A 19,923-nucleotide genomic window follows, 5' to 3' on the forward strand; every position below is an offset into this window, starting at 1 on the left:
ATATATAAAGAAAAAAAGGAAAAAACGGACAAATTTATGTTCATTTTTTCCTTTTTTTATTGTTCACCTTCTACAATTAGCATCGATGTATTACCTTCTTTTTCAAGATGGCATTCGCCCCAAGTACAAAGAGAGTCAAGAATTGATTCTAAAGACCAACCGTAATCGGTAAGGGAATATTCTACTTTCGGTGGGACTTGATTATATACTTTTCTTTGAATGACTCCATCGTCCTCTAATTCACGTAATTGCTGAGTTAACATTTTTTGTGTAATACCAGGCATTAAACGTTTTAGTTCACTCGTTCTTTTTGTACCTTTTGTTAGATGACAAAGGATAACAACCTTCCATTTTCCGCCGATAACCTCTAAAGTCGCCTCTACAGGAATATTGTATTTCTTCATATGAAACCCTCCTTTTGTGAGTAAAGTTAGTTAAATAATACAAATGTTACTTTTTAGTACCTATAGCACTTTAAAGTACGTACTTTTTATTATGTTAAATATGTTTCATAATAGCACATGTAAGAGGCAAATGAGTAGTACGGTACTTAAAAGTGACTATGTTACTTTTTAGTGCCTATCGTACTTTAAAGTGCGTTCTTCAAAAAAAGAATGAAACCATTCATAATAGCATTTGTAAGTATGAAATATATGTTTTAGAAGGTAAAAGGGGCCCTTTTATCATACTATTATGATTGGATTTCTTGTAATAAGGAGGAATTCAATTGAGTTCATATACAGTACCATCTTCGGAAGTTCAGACGGACCGAAGAAGTATGTTTGCTTTATTAGCACTAGCAATTAGTGCGTTTGGGATTGGGACAACCGAGTTTATTAGTGTCGGTTTATTACCTTCCATTTCAAAAGATTTAAATGTTTCGGTTACCACAGCTGGTTTAACGGTTTCTTTATATGCGTTAGGGGCAGCGGTAGGAGCTCCTGTCTTAACAGCGTTAACGGCTAGTATGTCGAGAAAGACATTATTAATGTGGATTATGGTTATTTTCATTATTGGTAATGGCATTGCAGCAGTAGCAACAAGCTTCACTATATTAATTATTGCAAGGATTGTAGCTGCGTTTGCACATGGTGTGTTTATGTCGATAGGATCTACAATTGCAGCTGCGATTGTACCAGAGAATAAACGTGCTAGTGCTATTGCGATTATGTTTACTGGATTAACAGTTGCGACTATTACAGGTGTGCCAATTGGCACGTTTATTGGTCAACAATTTGGCTGGAGAGCGTCATTTATGGCGATTGTTGTAATTGGAATTATTGCTTTTATCGCAAACAGCGTACTAGTCCCATCTAATTTAAAAAATGGTGTACCTGTATCGTTTCGTGATCAATTTAAACTAATTAAAAATGGAAGACTGTTACTTGTTTTCATTATTACTGCACTAGGATACGGTGGAACATTCGTAACATTTACGTACTTATCACCGTTATTACAAGAAGTAACAGGATTTGAAGCAAGTACCGTTACCATCATTTTATTAGTGTATGGAATCGCCATTGCGATAGGGAATATGGTTGGCGGAAAATTATCGAATCATAATCCAATTCGAGCGCTATTTTACATGTTCTTTATTCAAGCGATTATATTATTTGTTTTAACATTTACAGCGCCATTTAAAGTAGCTGGATTAATCACAATTATTTTCATGGGACTATTCGCATTTATGAATGTTCCGGGGCTACAAGTATATGTAGTTATATTGGCAGAGCGCTTTGTTCCGAGTGCGGTTGATGTTGCTTCAGCAATTAATATTGCCGCATTTAACGCAGGGATTGCTTTAGGTTCTTATATAGGTGGCCTTGTAACGAATTCGTTAGGATTAATCCATACTGCTTGGGTAGGCGGCATTATGGTAGTAGCTGCTGTGATTTTAACAGCGTGGAGTATGACATTAGAAAAAAGAGATCAAGTAAAATAAAAGGAGAGAAAATAAAATGAAAAACTTACAAAGTAAAGCAGTATTAAATAATGGTGTAGAAATGCCTTGGTTCGGTTTAGGTGTATTTAAAGTAGAAGAAGGGCCCGAACTTGTAGAAGCTGTAAAATCAGCAATAAAAGCAGGATACCGCAGCATCGATACAGCCGCAATTTACGGAAATGAAAAAGCTGTAGTTGAAGGAATTCGTGCAGGTATTGAAGCGACTGGTATTTCAAGAGAAGAATTATTTATTACTTCAAAGGTATGGAACGCAGATCAAGGATATGAAGCAACAATTGCTGCATATGAAGAGAGCTTAAAAAAATTAGAACTAGATTATTTAGATCTATATCTTGTTCACTGGCCTGTAGAAGGGAAATATAAAGATTCTTGGAGAGCGCTAGAAACACTTTATAAAGAAGATCGCGTACGTGCAATTGGCGTAAGTAATTTCCAAATCCATCACTTACAAGATGTAATGAAAGATGCAGAAATTAAACCGATGATTAACCAAGTAGAATACCACCCTCGTTTAACTCAAAAAGAATTACAAGCTTTCTGTAAAGAGCAAGGTATTCAAATGGAAGCATGGTCACCACTTATGCAAGGTCAATTATTAGATAACGAAACATTACAAGAAATTGCTGATAAACACGGCAAAACAACAGCGCAAGTTATCTTACGTTGGGACTTACAAAATGGAGTGATTACAATTCCAAAATCAACGAAAGAGCACCGAATTATTGCAAACGCTGATGTATTTAACTTTGAATTAACAAAAGAAGATATGGAAAAAATCGATGCGTTAAATCAAAATCACCGCGTTGGTCCAGATCCTGATAACTTCGATTTCTAAGATTAAAGTAAGAAAGAAAAAAGAGTGCTTTTATGCATTCTTTTTTTTGTGCATAAAAATATTTTCTAATTAAATACTACTTAGTATTAAGTTTGTTATTAAGGGGCTGTAAACATGAATATAAAGCAATCGTTCAAAATTTTAGCTGTTTTTTTAAGTGTTTTATTTGTGTTATTCCCGCTTCAAAAAGCATTCGCAGAAGTTATGGATCATACAAAGTATGAAATGGATTGGAGTTATAGTAAGTCAAAGAAGAAACCAATTCGAACAGAACTTATTAAAACGGCAGATGGAAAAATTGCATTTTGCTTAAATGTAGATTTGAAATCTCCAAGCGGTCAAGATTTACCGGAAATGGGGAAAGTGGATATTAACGTATATCGTGTACTATTAAATGGGTATCCACAAAAAAGCCCGCAAGAATTAGGAGTATCCGATTGGAGAGAGGCTCATTACGCAACGCAGCTTGCAGTGTGGAATGCGTTAAAACAAATTGATGTTAATGATTTAGATTTCCGCAATAAAAATGTAGAGAAAGTAACGAAAGATATCGTTGCAAAAGCAAATGCTAGTGAAGAATTACAAGAAATTACGATGAGTGTAACTCCTACAGAAGAACAAGAAGCAGTATTGAAAAATGATTTCTTTGAAACAGGTTTATATACAGTAGAAACAAATGCAAAAAGCGGAACGTATAAAGTGCAAGCAACAGGTGCACCACAAGGCGCGAAGTTTGTAAATGAAAAAGGCGAAGCGAAAACTGAATTTAATGTAGGAGAAAAGTTCCGCATTTTAATTCCGAAACAAACACCAGCTGGTGGATTTAGCTTTAAAGTATCAGGGAATTTAACGAAATTACAAGGTATTGCACATAAAGGAACGCCAACGATTCAAAATGCGGTTGTACTACTTGAGCGTAGTGAAGAGAAAACGAGCCCAGAGTTAGCGGTAAGTTGGAAAAAAGCAAATGGTCATGATAATAAACCAAATAAACCCTATACACCAAATGAACCACATAAACCGAATCAATATAACAGATAATAGAAGAAGCTCGTAAACATTATGTTTACGAGCTTCTTCTATTATTCAGCTTCAGAAACTACTGTGAAGCGTTCGTTTACGTGTTTTGGATTTTCGATTTCATCAAGTGCCGCTACTGCGAAGTCTTCGTAACTTACGTAGCTATCGCCTTTTGAGTTAACAAGAAGATTGTCTTTGCCAGCTGTATAAGAACCAGTACGTTTTCCTAATGCGAATAGTGCAGAAGGGCTAATAAATGTCCAAGTGATGTCATTTGTTTGTTGAAGAATTTCTAAGTTTTTACCTTGGTTTTGAGCAGTTGCAAGGTATTCATTTGGGAATCCTGGTGTATCAAATACACGTGTTGTTTTCTCTTCGTCTACAAATAAGCTTCCAGCGCCGCCAACTACAAGTAATTTTGTATTAGGTGCAGATTTCATCGCTTCAATAAGTACATTTCCTGCATCTACGTGAAGATGTTCTTGTCCTGCTGGAGCACCGAATGCATTTACAACTACATCGAATGCTTGTAGGTCGTTAGATGTAAGAGAGAATACATCTTTTTCTAAAACGTTTACGTTCTCTTCTGTAATTTTTGCAGCGCTTCTTACGATTGCATTTACTTCATGTCCACGATCTAATGCTTCTTTTAAAATACGGCTTCCAGCTTTACCAGTTGCTCCGATAATTCCGATTTTCATAATAAATCCCTCCAAAGTGTTTGTTAAAGTGTATATCTGAAATGAATGAATGTAATGTAATTGGGTTTGTTACAACTTGATGTAACCATTATAGTTACAGTTATATATTTTTGTCAATGGTGTTGTTTATGAAATTATTTTTTGTTTTAGTATGCACAGCTACTGAAAGTGGAGTCATAAAAGAACAATGTATTTATGTGGAGTGACCTAATATTTGGAAGTTGCAAGATGTCGAAAAATGTTGATTTTTGAATATTTTTTGAATATAATTCGATTTATGGATAAAAGGAGGGGGATAATTGTATGAATATGTTAGAACAATTCGTTTCATCAACGAATACAATTCTTTGGTCATATATTCTTATTGCAATGTTAATTGGTTTAGGGCTTTATTTTTCTATTAAATTAAAATTTGTACAAATTACTCATTTAGGGGAAATGGTTCGATTAATGAGTGATGGTTTAACTGGAAAGACACGTAAAAAGGGAAGTGTATCGTCATTCCAAGCGTTTTGTATGAGTTCAGCAGCTCGTATCGGAATCGGGAACTTAGCTGGTGTAGCGCTAGCTATTTCTATGGGAGGGCCTGGAGCTGTATTTTGGATGTGGGTTATTGCGATTATCGGGGCGTCTTCAAGTTTCGTAGAAAGTACGCTTGCGCAAATTTATAAAATAAAAGATGGCAGTGGCTTCCGTGGTGGTCCTGCTTATTATATGGAAAAAGGTTTAAATAAACGTTGGATGGGAATTTGGTTCTCTATCCTTATTACAATTAGTTACGGTTTAATTTTCAACTCAGTACAAGCAAATACAGTTACATTAGCATTTAAAAATGCATTTGGTATTGAGCGTTATGTTGTAGGGATTGTACTTGCGGTATTAGTTGCGGTTATTATTTTTGGTGGTGTGAAAAGTATTGCGCGTATGTCAGAAATGATTGTTCCGCCGATGGCAATTGTTTATATTGCAGTAGCTATTTTCGTTGTTATTAAAAATTATTATTTAATACCGGATATGTTTACAGAAATCTTTAAAGGTGCATTCGGTTTAGATTCAGCTGTAGGTGGCGGTATTGGTGCTGCAATGAAGTTTGGTATTCAGCGTGGATTATTTGCGAATGAAGCAGGTATGGGGAGTGCGCCAAACGCGGCTGCGACAGCGGATGTAACACATCCAGCTAAACAAGGATTTATTCAAACAATTGGAGTATTAGTAGATACATTTTTAGTATGTACATCAACAGCATTTATCGTACTATGTTCTGGTGCATATAAGGCAACGAATTTAGAAGGTATTGAATTAACGCAGGTGGCGTTAAGTTCACAAATCGGTTCGTGGGCAAGTAGCTTCTTAGCGATTATCATTTTCTTATTTGCTTTCAGTTCACTTCTAGGAAACTATTATTATGGTGAAACGAATATTGAATTTATTAAACAAAGTAAAACTTGGTTAACGATTTACCGTATTGCGGTAGTGGGAATGGTATTATTCGGTTCTGTTGCGACGCTTCAAGTCGTATGGAATATGGCAGATTTATTTATGGGTCTAATGGTAATCACAAACTTAATTGCGATTACACTTCTTGGACGATTTGCGTATGCAGCATTAGCGGACTATGTGAAACAAAAGAAACAAGGAAAAGATCCAGTCTTCAGTGCAGATTCTATCCCTGGTTTAATGAACACAGAGTGTTGGGATAAGCCGGCGGTAACTGATAAAGAAAAAGCAGTGTAATAAAAAGGCGAGCATCGAGATGAATTCGATGCTCGTTTTTGTTTGCCTATTTTTCTTGCATTTGTAGGGAATGAACGGTTAAAAATTGGATAAATGCACTCATTGATTTATAGTTTTACTTTCTAAAAAACAGAAATGTTATAAAAGATGACATTATCATGTTATAAAACCTAACATGTTTTTGTCGAAAATTCTTGATTACTAAAAGTTTTTAGAATATAATTTTCTTATTGTTAGGAATAGGGGGCAATACAAGTATGGATTTTTTAACTAATGTAATTGGGGATATAAATAATGTCCTTTGGTCATATATCATTATTGCGATGTTAATTGGATTAGGACTTTACTTTTCATTTCGTGTGAAATTTGTCCAAATTCGTTACTTCGGAGAAATGATTCGCTTACTTGGGGACGGGGCGAGTTCAAAAACAAGAAAAGCGCAAAAAGAAAAAAGTGGTGTATCATCATTCCAAGCATTTTGTATGAGTACAGCTTCTCGTGTAGGTACTGGTAACTTAGCTGGTGTAGCTATTGCAATCTCAGCAGGTGGTCCAGGTGCTGTGTTTTGGATGTGGTTAATCGCGGTAATTGGGGGTGCTTCTGCATTTGTAGAGAGCACATTAGCGCAAATTTATAAAGTGAAAGATGGAAATACATTCCGCGGTGGTCCAGCGTATTATATGGAAAAAGGATTAAATAAGCGATGGCTGGGAGCTATTTTCTCTGTATTGATAACAGTAAGTTTCGGATTAATTTTTAACGCTGTACAGTCTAATACGGTAGCGGCTGCTTTTGATGGGGCATTTAAAACAGATAGTAGATTAGTAGGTATTGTTATGGCTGGTTTACTTGCAATCATTATTTTCGGCGGAGTGAAGCGAATTGCTCGCGCAGTTGAAATGATTGTTCCAGTAATGGCAATTATATATGTAGCAGTTGCATTATTTGTTGTTGTAACAAACATTACGGCAATTCCGTATGTATTTAAAGAAATTTTCTTACATGCTTTCGGAATTAAAGAAGTAGTGGGCGGGGGATTAGGAGCTGCGATTTTACTAGGAGTAAAACGTGGATTATTCTCAAATGAAGCAGGTATGGGGAGTGCGCCGAACGCAGCTGCGACTGCAAACGTAACGCACCCGGTTAAACAAGGTTTCATTCAAACTTTAGGGGTATTTACAGATACATTATTAATTTGTAGTTGTACAGCATTTATCATTCTTTTATCAGATGTGCATAATGCTGCTGATTTAAATGGAATTCAATTAACGCAACAAGCATTAAGTCAACACATTGGACCGTGGGCGTCTATATTCGTAGCAGTTGCAATCTTCTTGTTTGCATTTAGTTCATTAGTAGGTAACTACTACTATGGTGAAACAAATATTGAATTCTTAAATGGAAGTAAAGTTTTATTAAATGCTTATCGAATTGCTGTACTTGGTATGGTTATGTTAGGGTCTGTAGCAACGATTCAAATCGTTTGGGATTTAGCGGATCTATTTATGGGAATTATGGCTGTTATTAACTTAGTAGCAATTGTATTCCTTTCTAAGTATGCTTTTGCAGCGTTATCAGATTATATTAAGCAAAAGAAACAAGGGAAAGATCCAGTCTTTTATGCGGAGTCTATTCCAGGTTTAAACAATACAGAGTGCTGGGACAAGCCAGCAGTAGCAGACAAAGAAAAAGTTGTATAATAAAAGATGGAACGAGCATCAGAGAAATTTGATGCTCGTTTTTTTGTAGTAATAAACTAGGAGAAGAGGCAAAAGACGAACATTAATGTAGGTTTTATAATAAAATGTAATTTTTTTTAGAAAAATGCGGATATGATTTAGGATTTATGTTAGAATGGAAAATGCCTTTGAAACAAGAGATTTTATGGTTTTTCATATCCGATTGATGGTTTTTAAGGAGGAGTGGAAAGTTCGGATTATTTCTCATTTCAAATGGTCAGACGTTCAACGTTAATGAAGAGTTAAATGGAGGATTTTATTAATGAAGTTTGTTATGTTTCTTGTAGGATTACTTGTTGTATTCGCACTCGGTTTTCTTATAAGTTCTAATCGTAAGAAGATTAAGTATAAACCAATCGCGATTATGCTTGTTATTCAGCTAGCGTTAACGTATTTCTTATTAAATACGCCAATTGGTTATATTTTAGTAAAAGGAATTTCAGATGGATTTGGAGCACTTCTTGGATATGCGGAATCTGGAATCGTTTTCGTATTTGGTGGTCTTGTTAATAAAGGAGAGGTTTCTTTCTTCTTAACAGCTTTATTACCAATCGTATTCTTTGCCGTTTTAATTGGAATTCTGCAACACTTTAAAATTTTACCGATATTTATTCGTGCTATTGGTACTTTGTTAAGTAAAGTAAATGGTTTAGGAAAATTAGAATCATATAATGCAGTAGCGGCTGCAATTGTTGGACAAGCAGAGGTATTTATTACTGTAAAAGATCAGTTAAGTAAAATCCCAAAACATCGTTTATATACACTATGTGCATCTTCCATGTCGACAGTATCGATGTCGATCGTTGGTTCTTATATGAAGATGATTGAACCGAAATATGTAGTAACAGCACTTGTATTAAATTTATTTAGTGGTTTCATTATTATTCATATTATTAATCCATACGATATTACAGAAGAAGAAGATACATTACAGTTAGAAAATAAGAAAAAGCAATCATTCTTTGAAATGTTAAGCGAATATATTATGCTTGGTTTCACGATTGCAGTTACAGTAGCAGCAATGTTACTTGGTTTTGTAGCATTAATTACAGCAATTAATAGCTTGTTTGATTCAGTGTTCGGTATTACATTCCAAGCTATTTTAGGATATATTTTCTCACCATTAGCATTCGTAATGGGAATCCCACAATCAGAAATGGTAACAGCAGGACAAATTATGGCAACGAAATTAGTATCGAACGAATTTGTTGCGATGCTTGATCTAGGAAAAGTAGCTGGTGATTTATCAGCTCGTACAGTTGGTATTCTTTCTGTATTCCTTGTATCATTTGCGAACTTCTCGTCTATCGGAATTATCGCAGGTGCAACGAAAGGGATCGATGAAAACCAATCAAACGTTGTTTCATCATTCGGATTACGACTTGTATACGGTGCGACATTAGTAAGTCTTTTATCGGCGATTATCGTTGGTGTTATGTTATAAAAAAAGATGGTCCTAGCTCGTAGCTAGGGCCATTTTTTATGGTAAATTTACATGAAAAAACCAATTAATTAGGAATATATTAACATATAAAAATCTTTTAAAATTTATATTGCATTTCGCCTAGATAACGCTTACAATTTGATTTGTAGGTGGTATCAATTTCAGACTTTCAAGTATGGTAGGAGAGAAGAGGCTACCTTTTATAAATTGCAATTTATGTAAACGCTTACTGATTTTAGATGACAGTTGAATAATATTTAGGGGTTTTAAATTTTTTTAACATCAATGGTCAGACGTCATTCGTTATACGTTATACGACCAATAACTCGTGAGAGAAGTGGAGGATTCACATATGAAAATAGTAATGTTTCTAGTCGGTTTACTTGTAGTGTTTGTACTAGGTTTCCTTATAAGTTCAGATCGTAAGAAAATTAAATATAAGCCAATTGCACTTATGCTTGTAATTCAATTGGTACTTGCGTATTTCTTACTAAATACAAAGGTCGGATTTGTATTAGTAAAAGGGATTGCAGATGGGTTTGGCGCTATTTTAAAATTTGCGGAAGCTGGGGTTAATTTCGTATTTGGTGGTTTAGCGAACGATGGACAAGCACCATTCTTCTTAACAGTATTATTACCGATTATTTTCTTAGCAGTATTAATCGGGATCCTGCAACATATTAAAGTTTTACCGATTATCATTCGTGCAGTCGGTTTCGTATTAAGTAAAATTAACGGTTTAGGAAAACTAGAATCATATAACGCAGTAGCAGCTGCAATTGTTGGTCAAGGTGAAGTATTTATTACAGTAAAAGATCAATTAAGCAAATTACCGAAAAATCGTTTATACACACTTTGTGCATCTTCAATGTCAACAGTATCGATGTCAATCGTCGGTTCTTATATGAAAATGATTGATCCCAAATATGTAGTAACAGCACTTGTATTAAACTTATTTAGTGGATTCATTATCGTTCATATTATCAATCCATATGACGTAAAAGAAGAAGACGATATTTTAGAATTACAAGAAGACAAGAAACAAACATTCTTTGAAATGTTAGGCGAATATATTATGCTTGGTTTCTCTATCGCTGTAACAGTAGCGGCGATGTTAATTGGTTTCGTAGCATTAATTACAGCAATTAACGGTGTATTCGATTCAATTTTCGGAATCACATTCCAAAGTATTTTAGGATATATCTTCTCACCATTAGCATTCGTAATGGGTATTCCAACATCAGAGATGCTACAAGCAGGACAAATTATGGCAACGAAATTAGTAACAAACGAATTTGTTGCGATGCTTGATTTAGGAAAAGTAGCTGGTGAGTTATCAACTCGTACAGTAGGTATTTTATCAATCTTCCTTGTATCATTCGCGAACTTCTCATCTATCGGAATTATCGCAGGTGCAACGAAGAGTATCGATGGCAAACAAGCAAACGTTGTATCATCATTCGGACTAAAACTTGTATACGGTGCAACGTTAGTAAGTATATTATCAGCGATTATCGTTGGGGTTATGCTTTAATAAATTAAGAAAAGCAATGAGCGTATGGGCTCATTGCTTTTTTGTTTAACTTGCTTTATCCAAACTTCTTTTAAATCGTGGTCTCTCTAAATAAGTTCCCAGTCTCCATACATATTCAACAGGCCCCATTCGATATTTCCGTAGCCAATATGTGCTAACCAATAGTTGAATCGTATAAATTCCGATGGTTAAAAGAATACCGAAGAAGTATCCGATTTTACCGAATAAGCCAAAGCCATAAGCGTAAAAAATTGTTGTTGCGATAATGGATTGAGCTAAGTAATTACTAACCGACATTTTCCCCATATTCGCCATATATGTTAGTAAGCGCGATGCTTTTTTGTAATGGAATAATAAAATAATTGTGCTTCCGTAAAAGAATGTCATGGTTACTAATGTAAGGCTATCTTGTAACATAATTAAAATTGGATGCTTTACGAACATGGCTAAGATTTTAATTGTAAAAGAGAAAATACCAGTGATAAGCCAAATCTTTTTGATAGAAGGTATGTGTTTATCAATCTCAAATAGCCAGCCCTTTTTTCCTACATACATTCCGAGTAAGAAAAGTGGGGACATAAAAATTATTGCGAAAATTGATATGAAAACTAGTCCGAAGAAACCGTTAATCCCAATATACTCGAAAGGATTTTCAGTTAATCTAAAGTTGACATGATCCATATAGCTTCCAGTTTCATGAACTTTATGCTCTTTTTCAATATAAGGAGCAAAATCATTAATATTTGTATTTGGATCAGTTTGATAAGACATAAGTGTAATGAGTGCGAGTAGAACAGTTGCCCAAATCAATAATGTTTTTGGTTTTCTATTTATAAACATCATTAAGAAAATCCCGATAAGCCCGTATGCAAATAAAATATCTCCGGACCAAACAAAGGTGCCGTGAATGAAACCTAGTAGTAAAAGAATGCTAATACGCCTTATATATGTAGGGAAAAACTTTTTTCCTTTTGCGATAATACTTTTTTGTAACAAAACAATGCTAAGCCCAAATAAAAAAGAGAATAGGGAAATAAAATTCTGTGTGCCGAAAAATTGAATAAACCAATTAGCACTTTCATCAAGTTTTCCGAAAATATAAGTGGGTTTTTCATTAGCGAATAACCCGAATTGAATTAATGTCATATTAACAAGTAAAATGCCAAATAAAGCGAAACCACGAATTGCATCAACAGCTTCTACACGTTGATTCATTTTTTCTCTCCTCGCATATTGTTTTATATTGAAAATAATACCATTTTCTAACTGATTCTATGTCAAATGTGAGGAAATTTAAGGTGATTTTAAGATAGAAAGCAAATAAAAAAATCACCTTAATACATTCATTAAGGTGATTAAAATATTACTCAGCTGGAGGCGTAAATGTACGTTTCTCTAATTCAGCATCTAGCATAAATAGTGCGTTTGAATCGCTTGTAATACGTTTTAATTTTTGAATGATGCTATCGAATGAAGCTTCTTCTTCTACTTGCTCATCAACGAACCATTTTAAGAATGTAATCGTTGCATGCTCACGCTCATCCCAAGCGATATCAGATAAGTGATAAATACGTTTCGTTACTTCACGCTCGTGCTCAAGTGCTACTTCAAAAGCGTTCAATACAGATTCATATTCATTATTCGGATTATCGAATCCAGTAATAATAGCGCGCTCACCGCGGTCATTAATGTAGTTGTAAAGCTTCATTGCGTGGAAACGCTCTTCTTCAGCTTGTACAAGGAAAAAGTTAGCGAATCCATCATAGCTCTCAGCTGTACAGTAAGCAGCCATTGCCATATAAGCGTGGGCAGAGTAAAATTCAAAGTTCATTTGTTCATTTAATGCGTCGTGCAATTTTTTAGATAACATAAAATCCCCCTTATTATTGTGACAAGAATATTATATCATAATTGATAATATTCTCATTTGGATGCTTCGAACCTTTTCGAAAGCTTTGTGACGTGTGTGTCCATAATGTCTTGTAAATCCAAGTCATATTTTTGCGAAAGAATAATAAGATTAGATAGTACATCACCAAGTTCTTCTTTTAGTTCTTGTTTTAGCTCTTCTTCTGTTTTCGTATCTTCATCAGGACGATCGCGGCCGATTTCAATAGCGCGAACAACGCGTGAAACTTCCCCAACTTCTTCAGTTAAGAAATTTAAGCGAATAAAGGCATTATACTGTGACCAGCTTCGTTTTTCGTAAAATTCCTCAACCCATCTTTGAAATGCAACGATATCCATTTCTTCCTCATCCCTTCAATATGTTGTACAATGTTCATTGTATCATAACAATATATAGTTTCGGGGTGTAGGAATGAGAAAGATTTGTGTGTTTGCAGGTTCCAATTTAGGGGAGAGACCAGAATTTAAAGAGCAGGCAATCCAGTTAGGGAAAATGTTTGTTGAGAACGACTATGAGCTTGTATACGGTGGTTCATGTGTTGGATTAATGGGAGAAGTAGCAAATGAAGTTCTTCGTTTAGGTGGACGTGTAACAGGTGTTATGCCGCGCGGTCTATTCCGAGGAGAAATTGTTCATACAGGATTAACAGAACTAATTGAAGTAGAAACGATGCACGAACGTAAAGCGAAAATGGCAGAGCTTGCGGATGCTTTTATTGCATTACCAGGCGGATATGGAACGTTTGAAGAGCTATTTGAAGTAGTATGTTGGTCACAAATTGGTATACATAATAAGCCGGTTGGTTTATTGAACATAAAAGACTTTTACGGACCAATTTTGCAAATGGTTGAACGTGCAGCAGAAGAAGGCTTTATGAATCCATCGAATAAAGAGTTAATTGTTTCCGCTGAGACGGCAGATAAACTAATTCATGAAATCCAAAATTACGAGCGTCCTGTTTTGGGGACGAAGTGGAAGCAGCTATCATAATACAATTGTATAGAGATTTTTGGGAACACATGTCATTTTATCTTGAAAAGGCATGTGTTTTTAATTTAGTTAAATATATTAATGTTGAGATATAATGTTTTTGGAAAAGGAGAAACAGATGGAGGAGTTTGTGTATTTACGTCCTGTTTTTAAAAGTATATTGGCAGCATCTATTCTTGTTATGCTAATTGTTTCAACACAGAAGAAAGAGCTGATTAATGAGTTTTCGCTTTGGTTTATTTCGATATTGTGTATAGGTGTTTCTGCGATAACGTTGTTTATGTCTGGGTTTATCGTTGATGAGTATAATTTAGGCGGAGATGTGCAGAGTTTTAATATGTTTATTGCGATTGGCTGTATTAGCGGTTTGAATTTTATTATTTATTATAGACGGCAATAAAAGAAGGCATTCCGTATTACTTTGGAATGCCTTTATCACTTTGATTACTTTGTTTTTTATACAGGTACCAGCCACCCCAGCCGCCACCAATTGCTACAACAACGAGGAAAGCATAGTCTTTAACCTCGATACGTATATTGAAAATATTAGCTATAAGTAAGACAATCCCAACTGTTATTAACGCAAAAAATGCTCTAATTAAGTAGTCTTTCAACTGAACCACTCCCGCCATTTAAGTAGTAAATGATGAATTTGGAAAAGCTTTTTGGATCTATTTTATAAAAGGGTGTTTCCTATATTTTAACATAAAAGAGATTGTAATATATTGATAAAAGTAGGAAAAGGGCGCGCTAATATTGTCGTGATTTGTCGGTAAGTCGATATATTGGAAAAATCGCTGATATATTTGATGAAACGGTCGATATAATGAAAAAATCGCTGATATAATTCGAGTTGCGGTCGATATAATTGAAAAATCGCTGATATAAATTTCATGTACCAGCATACACGACCACTCCATAGAAAAAAAGCGACTCTGAACGAGCCGCTGCCGCTTTTAATCTTATCCAGCTCCAGCGGCTAGAACAGTCGGTTGTTTCACTCCTTCATTCGAGGCAAAAAGCGCCTCGTAATCAGGAGTTCCAACACCCTCCTGTTCTGAACGAGCCGCTTCCGCTTTTAAATATATTATTGATTCAAGAACGCACGTAGCATCCAAGCGTGTTTTTCTAGTTCTGTGTAGATGCCTAGTAGTAGGTCAGATGTCATTTCGTCGTCAGATTCTTGAGCGATTTCCATGCCTTTTTTTAGTTCGACTAGCATCATTTCGTAGTCTTTCATGATTGCTTCGACCATCCCTTCTGCAGTTTCTCCGTAAGCTGCTTCTTGAATGGAAGATAGTTCTAAGTATTCTTTCATTGTTGCTACTGGTTTGCCGCCAATTGCTAAAATGCGTTCTGCAATTTCATCGATGTGAGTAGCTGATTCTGTATAAAGCTCTTCGAATTTCTCGTGTAATGTGAAGAATTGAGGCCCTTTTACGTACCAATGGAAGTTGTGTAGTTTTGTAAATAAAACGCTCCAGTTTGCTACTTGTTTGTTTAATACTTCGATTACTTGTTTGTTCATTATGATCAATCTCCTTTTGAGTGGTTATTTTATATCAATTACTAATTTATAATTATTATAATCTAGTAATTTGTATAAATCAAGCCTTTTGCTGGAATTAATTTGAACAAATTATGAACTGTTGTAAATAAAAATCCCTATTACTTTGAAGTAATAGGGATTTTTATTGATATCCAGCTCTGGTGACTAGAACAGTCGGTCATTTCGCGCCTTCCTGTTCTGAGCAAGTCACCTCCGCTTTTAGTTGTTATACAGCCTGTTGTTTTTCTACTGAATCCTGTCCATCCCAGCACTCTGTATTCTTTAAGTCAGGGATAGAACTTGCAATGAAAACAGGATCTTTTCCTTGTTTCTTTTGCTTTATATAGTCTACTAATGCCGCATAGGCGAACTTGCTAAGGGATGAGATGGCAATTAAGTTTGTAAATACCATTAGTCCCATAAAGAAATCAGCTAAACTCCAAACCGTTTGAAGGGCAGCGATAGATCCGAAGAACACCATTCCGACAACTGCAACACGATAAATCAGTAACCATGTTTTGCTTTCTTTAATGAATGCGATATTTGTTTCACCATAATAGTAGTTTCCTAGTAAAGAACTGAAAGCGAATAGGAAAATAATAATCGCTAAGAAAGTACTTGCCCACGGTCCAATTTGTGAACTTAATGCTTGTTGTGTTAATTCAATTCCTTGTAAATTTGATCCTTTGTAAAGTCCAGAACATAATACGATAAATGCTGTTGATGTACATACTAAGAATGTATCTACGAAAACACCTAATGCTTGAACAAGTCCTTGTTTTACAGGGTGAGATACATTTGATGTTGCAGCTGCGTTAGGAGAGCTACCCATACCTGCTTCTGTCGCGAATAAACCGCGCTGAATTCCGAACTTGATTGCTGCTCCAATACCACCAGCGATGGCTTGATCTAAACCGAATGCACCGTTAAATATTTCCATGAAAATGCTTGGTAACATATTGAAGTTGTTAATAACGACAAAAATAGCCACACCAATATAAACAATTGCCATTGGAGGAACGATCATTTCTGTAATACGTGAAATGCTCTTAATACCGCCAAAAATAATAACTGCAACTAATAAAGCTAATAGAGCTCCTACGATCGTTCGCTCTAGTCCAAAAGCATTTTCAAACGCTATTGTTACTGTATTTGCTTGTACTGAATTGAAAATTAATCCGTACGCAACTGTAATGAGAAGTGAAAACCAGACACCCATCCAGCGTTTGTTTAATCCTTTTTCCATGTAATATGCTGGGCCGCCACGGAATCTGTTTCCATCTTTTACTTTATAAATTTGTGCGAGAGTACATTCTACAAAACTAGTAGCTGCACCGATAATGGCGATAAACCACATCCAAAATATTGCGCCGGGTCCACCCATTGAAATGGCTAATGCTACACCAGCTAAGTTCCCGATCCCAATACGAGCTGCTGCACTTAAGCAAAATGCTTGGAATGGAGAGATGCTATCTTTTTTCTTTTCTTTTCGATTGAATCCTTTACTAATTAAACTGACCATCTCACTGAAATGCGTAATTTGGACAAACTTCAATTTAAAGGAAAAATAAAGACCGAAGCCGATTAACATTGCAATAAGAATATATGACCATAAAATATTATTCGTTACCTCAAGGAATCTGCTAAAGATATCAACCATATAATACACTTCCTTTTTTTCGTAATAAGAAAATTATATGCAAAAAATATACTGGAATCAATTTTTCTAAAAAATCATGTTACTTAAACGTACTTTGTGTTATGATTATGTTACATCGTAATATTTTTAGAATTATTTACATTTTAAAAAACTAAATTTAAAGCGAGAAAGAGGGGATAATTTGAAAGAAGAATCTTTATTGAAAGTAAGTCTTAAGAGTTTGAAAATGAGAAGTAATTTATTTTTTATCATTACATCTTTAAGTATCTTTTTAGGAGCCACTTATTATTACAATAAAAGATTTCCAAATCACAGGTATCCTGAATGGTTAGAATTTCTAAAATGGATTGGATGAACAAAAGACAGAAAAACAGAAAATTCAAATAAAAATTGTTGTGGAGGAGCTAAATATGAATATTAGAGAAAGTGAACTTCCGGGTATTGGTTACAAATTTCAAATCGTTACGAAAGGTAACGAAAAGATGGTGATTGTCATTCATGATGATGGGCGTAGAGAAATGTATCATTTTGATTCAGACCATGAAGAAAGCATCTCAAGTATTTCATTACGTGACTCAGAGGCAAGACAAATTGCAGCAATATTAGGTGGAATGGTATATAAACCTAGGGCGTTAGAAAATGTGGAGATGGTCTTTGAAGGTTTAGCGATTGAGTGGTTCAAAGTGGAGAATGCTGCTCCAGCACTTGGAAAAACAATTGGCGATCTTGAAATAAGAAAAACGTATAGTGTAACGATCATTGCAGTTATGAAAAAGAATATGAAAAAGCTATTTAATCCAGGGCCAGAAACGGTAATTGAAGAAGGCGATATGCTTGTAGTTTCTGGTGAGAGAGAAGAGATTAAAAAAATTATTAATGAATTACTTTCGAATAGGGGGACTGACTAGATGGATACTTTAATTTTTGAAGTTGGTACAGCGTTAGTATTAGTTGCAATTGCGGCAGTCATTGCTGGAAAGTTTAAATTCTCAGTAATTCCTTTTCTAATTGTTCTTGGGATGTTAGTGGGGCCACACGCGCCGACAATAGGTGTTATCGATTTCAAATTTATTGAAAGTGCAAGTGTAATTTCCTTCCTTGGACGGATTGGCGTTCTGTTCCTTCTGTTCTACCTAGGACTAGAGTTTTCGATGAAAAAACTAATTAAATCTGGACGTTCCATTGCGATTGGCGGAACAATCTATATTTTAATTAACTTTTCACTTGGATTATTATACGGATTTATAATGGGCTTCCCATTACTTGAAATCTTAATTATTGCGGGTATTATTACGATTTCTTCTAGTGCTATCGTTGCAAAAGTATTAGTTGATTTAAGAAGAACTGGTAATAATGAAACCGAATTAATTTTAGGAATTATTATGTTTGAAGATATATTCCTTGCTGTATATTTATCAGTAGTTTCTGGCTTAGTCCTTGGGGATCACGCTTCCTTCTTAGGGGCTCTCACTTCAATTGGAATTGCTTTAGGATACATGCTTCTATTCTTTATTGTAGCTAGAAAGGCTACGCCGTTATTAAATAGATTGCTCAATATTAGTTCAGATGAAATTTTCATTATTGTAGTATTTGCTTCTTTGTTCTTTATCGCTGGTTTTTCAGAAACAATTCACGTTGCCGAAGCAATTGGAGCACTTCTTTTAGGATTAGTCTTCTCTGAGACAGAGCATAGTGACAGAATTGAACATCTTGTTGTTCCATTTAGAGACTTTTTCGGAGCTATTTTCTTCTTCAGTTTCGGATTAAGTATAGACCCGTTCTCATTAGGCGGAGCAATATGGTTAACGTTAGGTGCTGTACTTCTGACGATAATCGGAAACTTTGTAGCAGGGATGATTGCAGGACGACAAGCTGGATTATCTCATAAGGCGTCAACAAATATTGGATTAACAATTGTTTCAAGAGGAGAATTCTCCATCATTATGGCTAATATCGGCATCGCCGGTGGTTTAATGTCAGTATTGAAACCATTCTCCGCACTATACGTGCTTATACTATCCATATTAGGTCCACTTCTTACGAAAGAGTCAAAGAATGTATATAAATTTTTAAATAAAATCTTTAAGTGGGATACGAAGACTAGCTAAATTTTAAACAATTGCTGTTTAAGGTCGGATTTTATATAGAGCATTATCGTGAAGGAATCTATAGTTAAATAGATTCCTTTTTTTATGGGAAATCAATAACTGGTTGTTATTTGTTAGAGAAGGAGATGTTTAATATTTTACATATTGTGGCATACATATAGGAAAAGGGTGTTTGGAAAGGGGATTATAGAGAAATGGAACTCCAGTTTCAAAATGTATATCAACAAGTTGAAAATTGGTATGTGTTGGATTCGGAGCTTCCTTGGGATGTCAAAAAGTTAAGAAATGATTTATTTTCTCTTATTGAAATAAGTACAACGCCAGTTATTTTTTGTGATACGTGTGATGCGAATCATGTACTTTTATCATTAGGAGAAGAAGAAGAGGAATTTTTATTCCCAGTAGGTGGTTTTTATCATAAAGAAAAGCAATTAATTTTCGTTTGTATGTGGGAAGAGTATGAACAAGTGCTCAAAACGCTATTGCATGAATTCAGGCATGCGATGCAGCATAAGGACGATGTACTATATGTTGGAAATGAACTATATGAGGAAAGATGGATCGAGAAAGATGCGAGGCATTTCGCGGAGAGGAAGCTAGATGAATATAAAAATAGAAATTTAATCTGAAGCATAGTGGAGAAAGGGCGCTGTGCTTTTGTTTTGTCGCTAATTAAAAATAAGTAGTTGACCTTTATTAAGTTTAGTTCTAAACTAATAGTATCAAATGAGCGAGGT

Annotated in this window: 21 protein-coding genes; 12 read left to right on the forward strand and 9 right to left on the reverse strand. The window is 35.0% G+C overall.

Annotation, left to right across the window (positions count from 1 at the left end; genetic code table 11):
* Nucleotides 1–56: 56 nt before the first annotated feature.
* Nucleotides 57–404 carry a winged helix-turn-helix transcriptional regulator gene (locus JDS80_RS17500; protein WP_098888397.1) on the reverse strand — a complete coding sequence of 116 codons (348 nt, stop codon included), beginning with the start codon at nt 402–404 and terminating at the stop codon, nt 57–59.
* Between the two features lie 374 nt (nt 405–778).
* Between JDS80_RS17500 and JDS80_RS17505 the strand changes: the two genes are divergently transcribed.
* From JDS80_RS17505 to JDS80_RS17515, 3 genes are all read left to right on the forward strand, one after another.
* Nucleotides 779–1,942 carry an MFS transporter gene (locus tag JDS80_RS17505; RefSeq protein WP_180237313.1) on the forward strand — a complete coding sequence of 388 codons (1,164 nt, stop codon included), beginning with the start codon at nt 779–781 and terminating at the stop codon, nt 1,940–1,942.
* 16 nt (nt 1,943–1,958) lie between these two features.
* Complete coding sequence (locus tag JDS80_RS17510; protein WP_199639380.1) at nt 1,959–2,798, forward strand: aldo/keto reductase; 840 nt, start codon at nt 1,959–1,961, stop codon at nt 2,796–2,798.
* 114 nt (nt 2,799–2,912) lie between these two features.
* Complete coding sequence (locus JDS80_RS17515) at nt 2,913–3,839, forward strand: thioester domain-containing protein (RefSeq protein ID WP_071748087.1); 927 nt, start codon at nt 2,913–2,915, stop codon at nt 3,837–3,839.
* A gap of 41 nt (nt 3,840–3,880) precedes the next feature.
* Here JDS80_RS17515 and JDS80_RS17520 read toward each other — a convergent pair whose 3' ends face one another.
* Nucleotides 3,881–4,519 (reverse strand): NAD(P)-dependent oxidoreductase, encoded by a 639-nt coding sequence (locus JDS80_RS17520; protein ID WP_199639382.1) that lies wholly within the window; start codon nt 4,517–4,519, stop codon nt 3,881–3,883.
* A 303-nt stretch (nt 4,520–4,822) separates the two neighbouring features.
* Here JDS80_RS17520 and JDS80_RS17525 point away from each other — a divergent pair, with 303 nt between their 5' ends.
* The 4 genes from JDS80_RS17525 to JDS80_RS17540 all read left to right on the forward strand — a co-directional run bounded on the left by JDS80_RS17525 (nt 4,823) and on the right by JDS80_RS17540 (nt 10,970).
* Nucleotides 4,823–6,253: an alanine/glycine:cation symporter family protein gene (locus JDS80_RS17525; protein WP_071748089.1), complete on the forward strand. Its 1,431-nt coding sequence runs from the start codon at nt 4,823–4,825 to the stop codon at nt 6,251–6,253.
* Nucleotides 6,254–6,510: 257 nt separating this feature from the next.
* The gene (locus JDS80_RS17530) at nt 6,511–7,953 is read left to right on the forward strand and encodes an alanine/glycine:cation symporter family protein (protein WP_098888392.1); all 1,443 of its coding nucleotides are present in this window, start codon (nt 6,511–6,513) and stop codon (nt 7,951–7,953) included.
* Between the two features lie 301 nt (nt 7,954–8,254).
* Entirely contained in the window at nt 8,255–9,436 is a 1,182-nt protein-coding gene (locus JDS80_RS17535) for a NupC/NupG family nucleoside CNT transporter (RefSeq protein ID WP_199639384.1), read from the forward strand.
* 352 nt (nt 9,437–9,788) lie between these two features.
* A complete protein-coding gene (locus JDS80_RS17540; RefSeq protein ID WP_098888391.1) occupies nt 9,789–10,970 on the forward strand; it encodes a NupC/NupG family nucleoside CNT transporter in 1,182 nt (393 codons plus the stop codon).
* Nucleotides 10,971–11,015: 45 nt separating this feature from the next.
* Here JDS80_RS17540 and JDS80_RS17545 read toward each other — a convergent pair whose 3' ends face one another.
* The 3 genes from JDS80_RS17545 to JDS80_RS17555 form a co-directional block, all read right to left on the reverse strand.
* A complete protein-coding gene (locus JDS80_RS17545; protein WP_199639386.1) occupies nt 11,016–12,185 on the reverse strand; it encodes a DUF418 domain-containing protein in 1,170 nt (389 codons plus the stop codon).
* A gap of 148 nt (nt 12,186–12,333) precedes the next feature.
* Complete coding sequence (locus JDS80_RS17550) at nt 12,334–12,840, reverse strand: ferritin (protein WP_000949400.1); 507 nt, start codon at nt 12,838–12,840, stop codon at nt 12,334–12,336.
* A gap of 53 nt (nt 12,841–12,893) precedes the next feature.
* Nucleotides 12,894–13,217, reverse strand: a complete 324-nt coding sequence (locus JDS80_RS17555) for a MazG nucleotide pyrophosphohydrolase domain-containing protein (RefSeq protein WP_098888389.1) — start codon at nt 13,215–13,217, stop codon at nt 12,894–12,896.
* Between the two features lie 73 nt (nt 13,218–13,290).
* Here JDS80_RS17555 and JDS80_RS17560 point away from each other — a divergent pair, with 73 nt between their 5' ends.
* Together JDS80_RS17560 and JDS80_RS17565 are read left to right on the forward strand one after the other, a co-directional pair.
* On the forward strand, nt 13,291–13,869 hold the full coding sequence (locus tag JDS80_RS17560; protein WP_001225748.1) for an LOG family protein: 579 nt from the start codon (nt 13,291–13,293) through the stop codon (nt 13,867–13,869).
* A 118-nt stretch (nt 13,870–13,987) separates the two neighbouring features.
* On the forward strand, nt 13,988–14,269 hold the full coding sequence (locus JDS80_RS17565) for a hypothetical protein (protein ID WP_071770813.1): 282 nt from the start codon (nt 13,988–13,990) through the stop codon (nt 14,267–14,269).
* Between the two features lie 16 nt (nt 14,270–14,285).
* Here JDS80_RS17565 and JDS80_RS17570 read toward each other — a convergent pair whose 3' ends face one another.
* The 4 genes from JDS80_RS17570 to JDS80_RS17585 all read right to left on the reverse strand — a co-directional run bounded on the left by JDS80_RS17570 (nt 14,286) and on the right by JDS80_RS17585 (nt 17,078).
* Nucleotides 14,286–14,483: a hypothetical protein gene (locus JDS80_RS17570; protein WP_000656323.1), complete on the reverse strand. Its 198-nt coding sequence runs from the start codon at nt 14,481–14,483 to the stop codon at nt 14,286–14,288.
* A gap of 348 nt (nt 14,484–14,831) precedes the next feature.
* Complete coding sequence (locus JDS80_RS17575) at nt 14,832–14,987, reverse strand: hypothetical protein (protein WP_199639388.1); 156 nt, start codon at nt 14,985–14,987, stop codon at nt 14,832–14,834.
* Nucleotides 14,957–15,397 carry a Dps family protein gene (locus JDS80_RS17580; RefSeq protein WP_071748099.1) on the reverse strand — a complete coding sequence of 147 codons (441 nt, stop codon included), beginning with the start codon at nt 15,395–15,397 and terminating at the stop codon, nt 14,957–14,959. Before JDS80_RS17580 ends, JDS80_RS17575 begins: the two co-directional genes overlap by 31 nt.
* A 247-nt stretch (nt 15,398–15,644) precedes the next feature.
* Nucleotides 15,645–17,078 (reverse strand): alanine/glycine:cation symporter family protein, encoded by a 1,434-nt coding sequence (locus JDS80_RS17585; RefSeq protein ID WP_199639389.1) that lies wholly within the window; start codon nt 17,076–17,078, stop codon nt 15,645–15,647.
* Nucleotides 17,079–17,488: 410 nt separating this feature from the next.
* Here JDS80_RS17585 and JDS80_RS17590 point away from each other — a divergent pair, with 410 nt between their 5' ends.
* The 3 genes from JDS80_RS17590 (at nt 17,489) to JDS80_RS17600 (ending at nt 19,815) form a co-directional block, all read left to right on the forward strand.
* Nucleotides 17,489–17,986 (forward strand): cation:proton antiporter regulatory subunit, encoded by a 498-nt coding sequence (locus tag JDS80_RS17590; RefSeq protein ID WP_001026071.1) that lies wholly within the window; start codon nt 17,489–17,491, stop codon nt 17,984–17,986.
* Nucleotides 17,987–19,186 (forward strand): cation:proton antiporter, encoded by a 1,200-nt coding sequence (locus JDS80_RS17595; protein ID WP_199639391.1) that lies wholly within the window; start codon nt 17,987–17,989, stop codon nt 19,184–19,186. It begins immediately after the preceding gene.
* Nucleotides 19,187–19,380: 194 nt separating this feature from the next.
* Nucleotides 19,381–19,815 (forward strand): DUF3920 family protein, encoded by a 435-nt coding sequence (locus JDS80_RS17600; RefSeq protein ID WP_000422811.1) that lies wholly within the window; start codon nt 19,381–19,383, stop codon nt 19,813–19,815.
* Nucleotides 19,816–19,923 lie beyond the last annotated feature (108 nt).

The sequence above is a fragment of the Bacillus cereus group sp. N8 genome (assembly GCF_016483685.1).
Taxonomy (GTDB): domain Bacteria; phylum Bacillota; class Bacilli; order Bacillales; family Bacillaceae_G; genus Bacillus_A; species Bacillus_A proteolyticus.

What these genes read in the sequence shown, in the direction of transcription:
- JDS80_RS17555 (WP_098888389.1), bottom strand. Translation starts at nt 13,217, where the DNA reads ATGGATATCGTTGCATTTCAAAGATGGGTTGAGGAATTTTACGAAAAA.
- JDS80_RS17505 (WP_180237313.1), top strand. Translation starts at nt 779, where the DNA reads ATGTTTGCTTTATTAGCACTAGCAATTAGTGCGTTTGGGATTGGGACA.
- JDS80_RS17525 (WP_071748089.1), top strand. Translation starts at nt 4,823, where the DNA reads ATGAATATGTTAGAACAATTCGTTTCATCAACGAATACAATTCTTTGG.
- JDS80_RS17560 (WP_001225748.1), top strand. Translation starts at nt 13,291, where the DNA reads ATGAGAAAGATTTGTGTGTTTGCAGGTTCCAATTTAGGGGAGAGACCA.
- JDS80_RS17600 (WP_000422811.1), top strand. Translation starts at nt 19,381, where the DNA reads ATGGAACTCCAGTTTCAAAATGTATATCAACAAGTTGAAAATTGGTAT.
- JDS80_RS17580 (WP_071748099.1), bottom strand. Translation starts at nt 15,397, where the DNA reads ATGAACAAACAAGTAATCGAAGTATTAAACAAACAAGTAGCAAACTGG.
- JDS80_RS17500 (WP_098888397.1), bottom strand. Translation starts at nt 404, where the DNA reads ATGAAGAAATACAATATTCCTGTAGAGGCGACTTTAGAGGTTATCGGC.
- JDS80_RS17590 (WP_001026071.1), top strand. Translation starts at nt 17,489, where the DNA reads ATGAATATTAGAGAAAGTGAACTTCCGGGTATTGGTTACAAATTTCAA.
- JDS80_RS17515 (WP_071748087.1), top strand. Translation starts at nt 2,913, where the DNA reads ATGAATATAAAGCAATCGTTCAAAATTTTAGCTGTTTTTTTAAGTGTT.
- JDS80_RS17535 (WP_199639384.1), top strand. Translation starts at nt 8,255, where the DNA reads ATGAAGTTTGTTATGTTTCTTGTAGGATTACTTGTTGTATTCGCACTC.
- JDS80_RS17520 (WP_199639382.1), bottom strand. Translation starts at nt 4,519, where the DNA reads ATGAAAATCGGAATTATCGGAGCAACTGGTAAAGCTGGAAGCCGTATT.
- JDS80_RS17565 (WP_071770813.1), top strand. Translation starts at nt 13,988, where the DNA reads ATGGAGGAGTTTGTGTATTTACGTCCTGTTTTTAAAAGTATATTGGCA.
- JDS80_RS17540 (WP_098888391.1), top strand. Translation starts at nt 9,789, where the DNA reads ATGAAAATAGTAATGTTTCTAGTCGGTTTACTTGTAGTGTTTGTACTA.
- JDS80_RS17585 (WP_199639389.1), bottom strand. Translation starts at nt 17,078, where the DNA reads ATGGTTGATATCTTTAGCAGATTCCTTGAGGTAACGAATAATATTTTA.
- JDS80_RS17550 (WP_000949400.1), bottom strand. Translation starts at nt 12,840, where the DNA reads ATGTTATCTAAAAAATTGCACGACGCATTAAATGAACAAATGAACTTT.
- JDS80_RS17545 (WP_199639386.1), bottom strand. Translation starts at nt 12,185, where the DNA reads ATGAATCAACGTGTAGAAGCTGTTGATGCAATTCGTGGTTTCGCTTTA.
- JDS80_RS17595 (WP_199639391.1), top strand. Translation starts at nt 17,987, where the DNA reads ATGGATACTTTAATTTTTGAAGTTGGTACAGCGTTAGTATTAGTTGCA.
- JDS80_RS17510 (WP_199639380.1), top strand. Translation starts at nt 1,959, where the DNA reads ATGAAAAACTTACAAAGTAAAGCAGTATTAAATAATGGTGTAGAAATG.
- JDS80_RS17530 (WP_098888392.1), top strand. Translation starts at nt 6,511, where the DNA reads ATGGATTTTTTAACTAATGTAATTGGGGATATAAATAATGTCCTTTGG.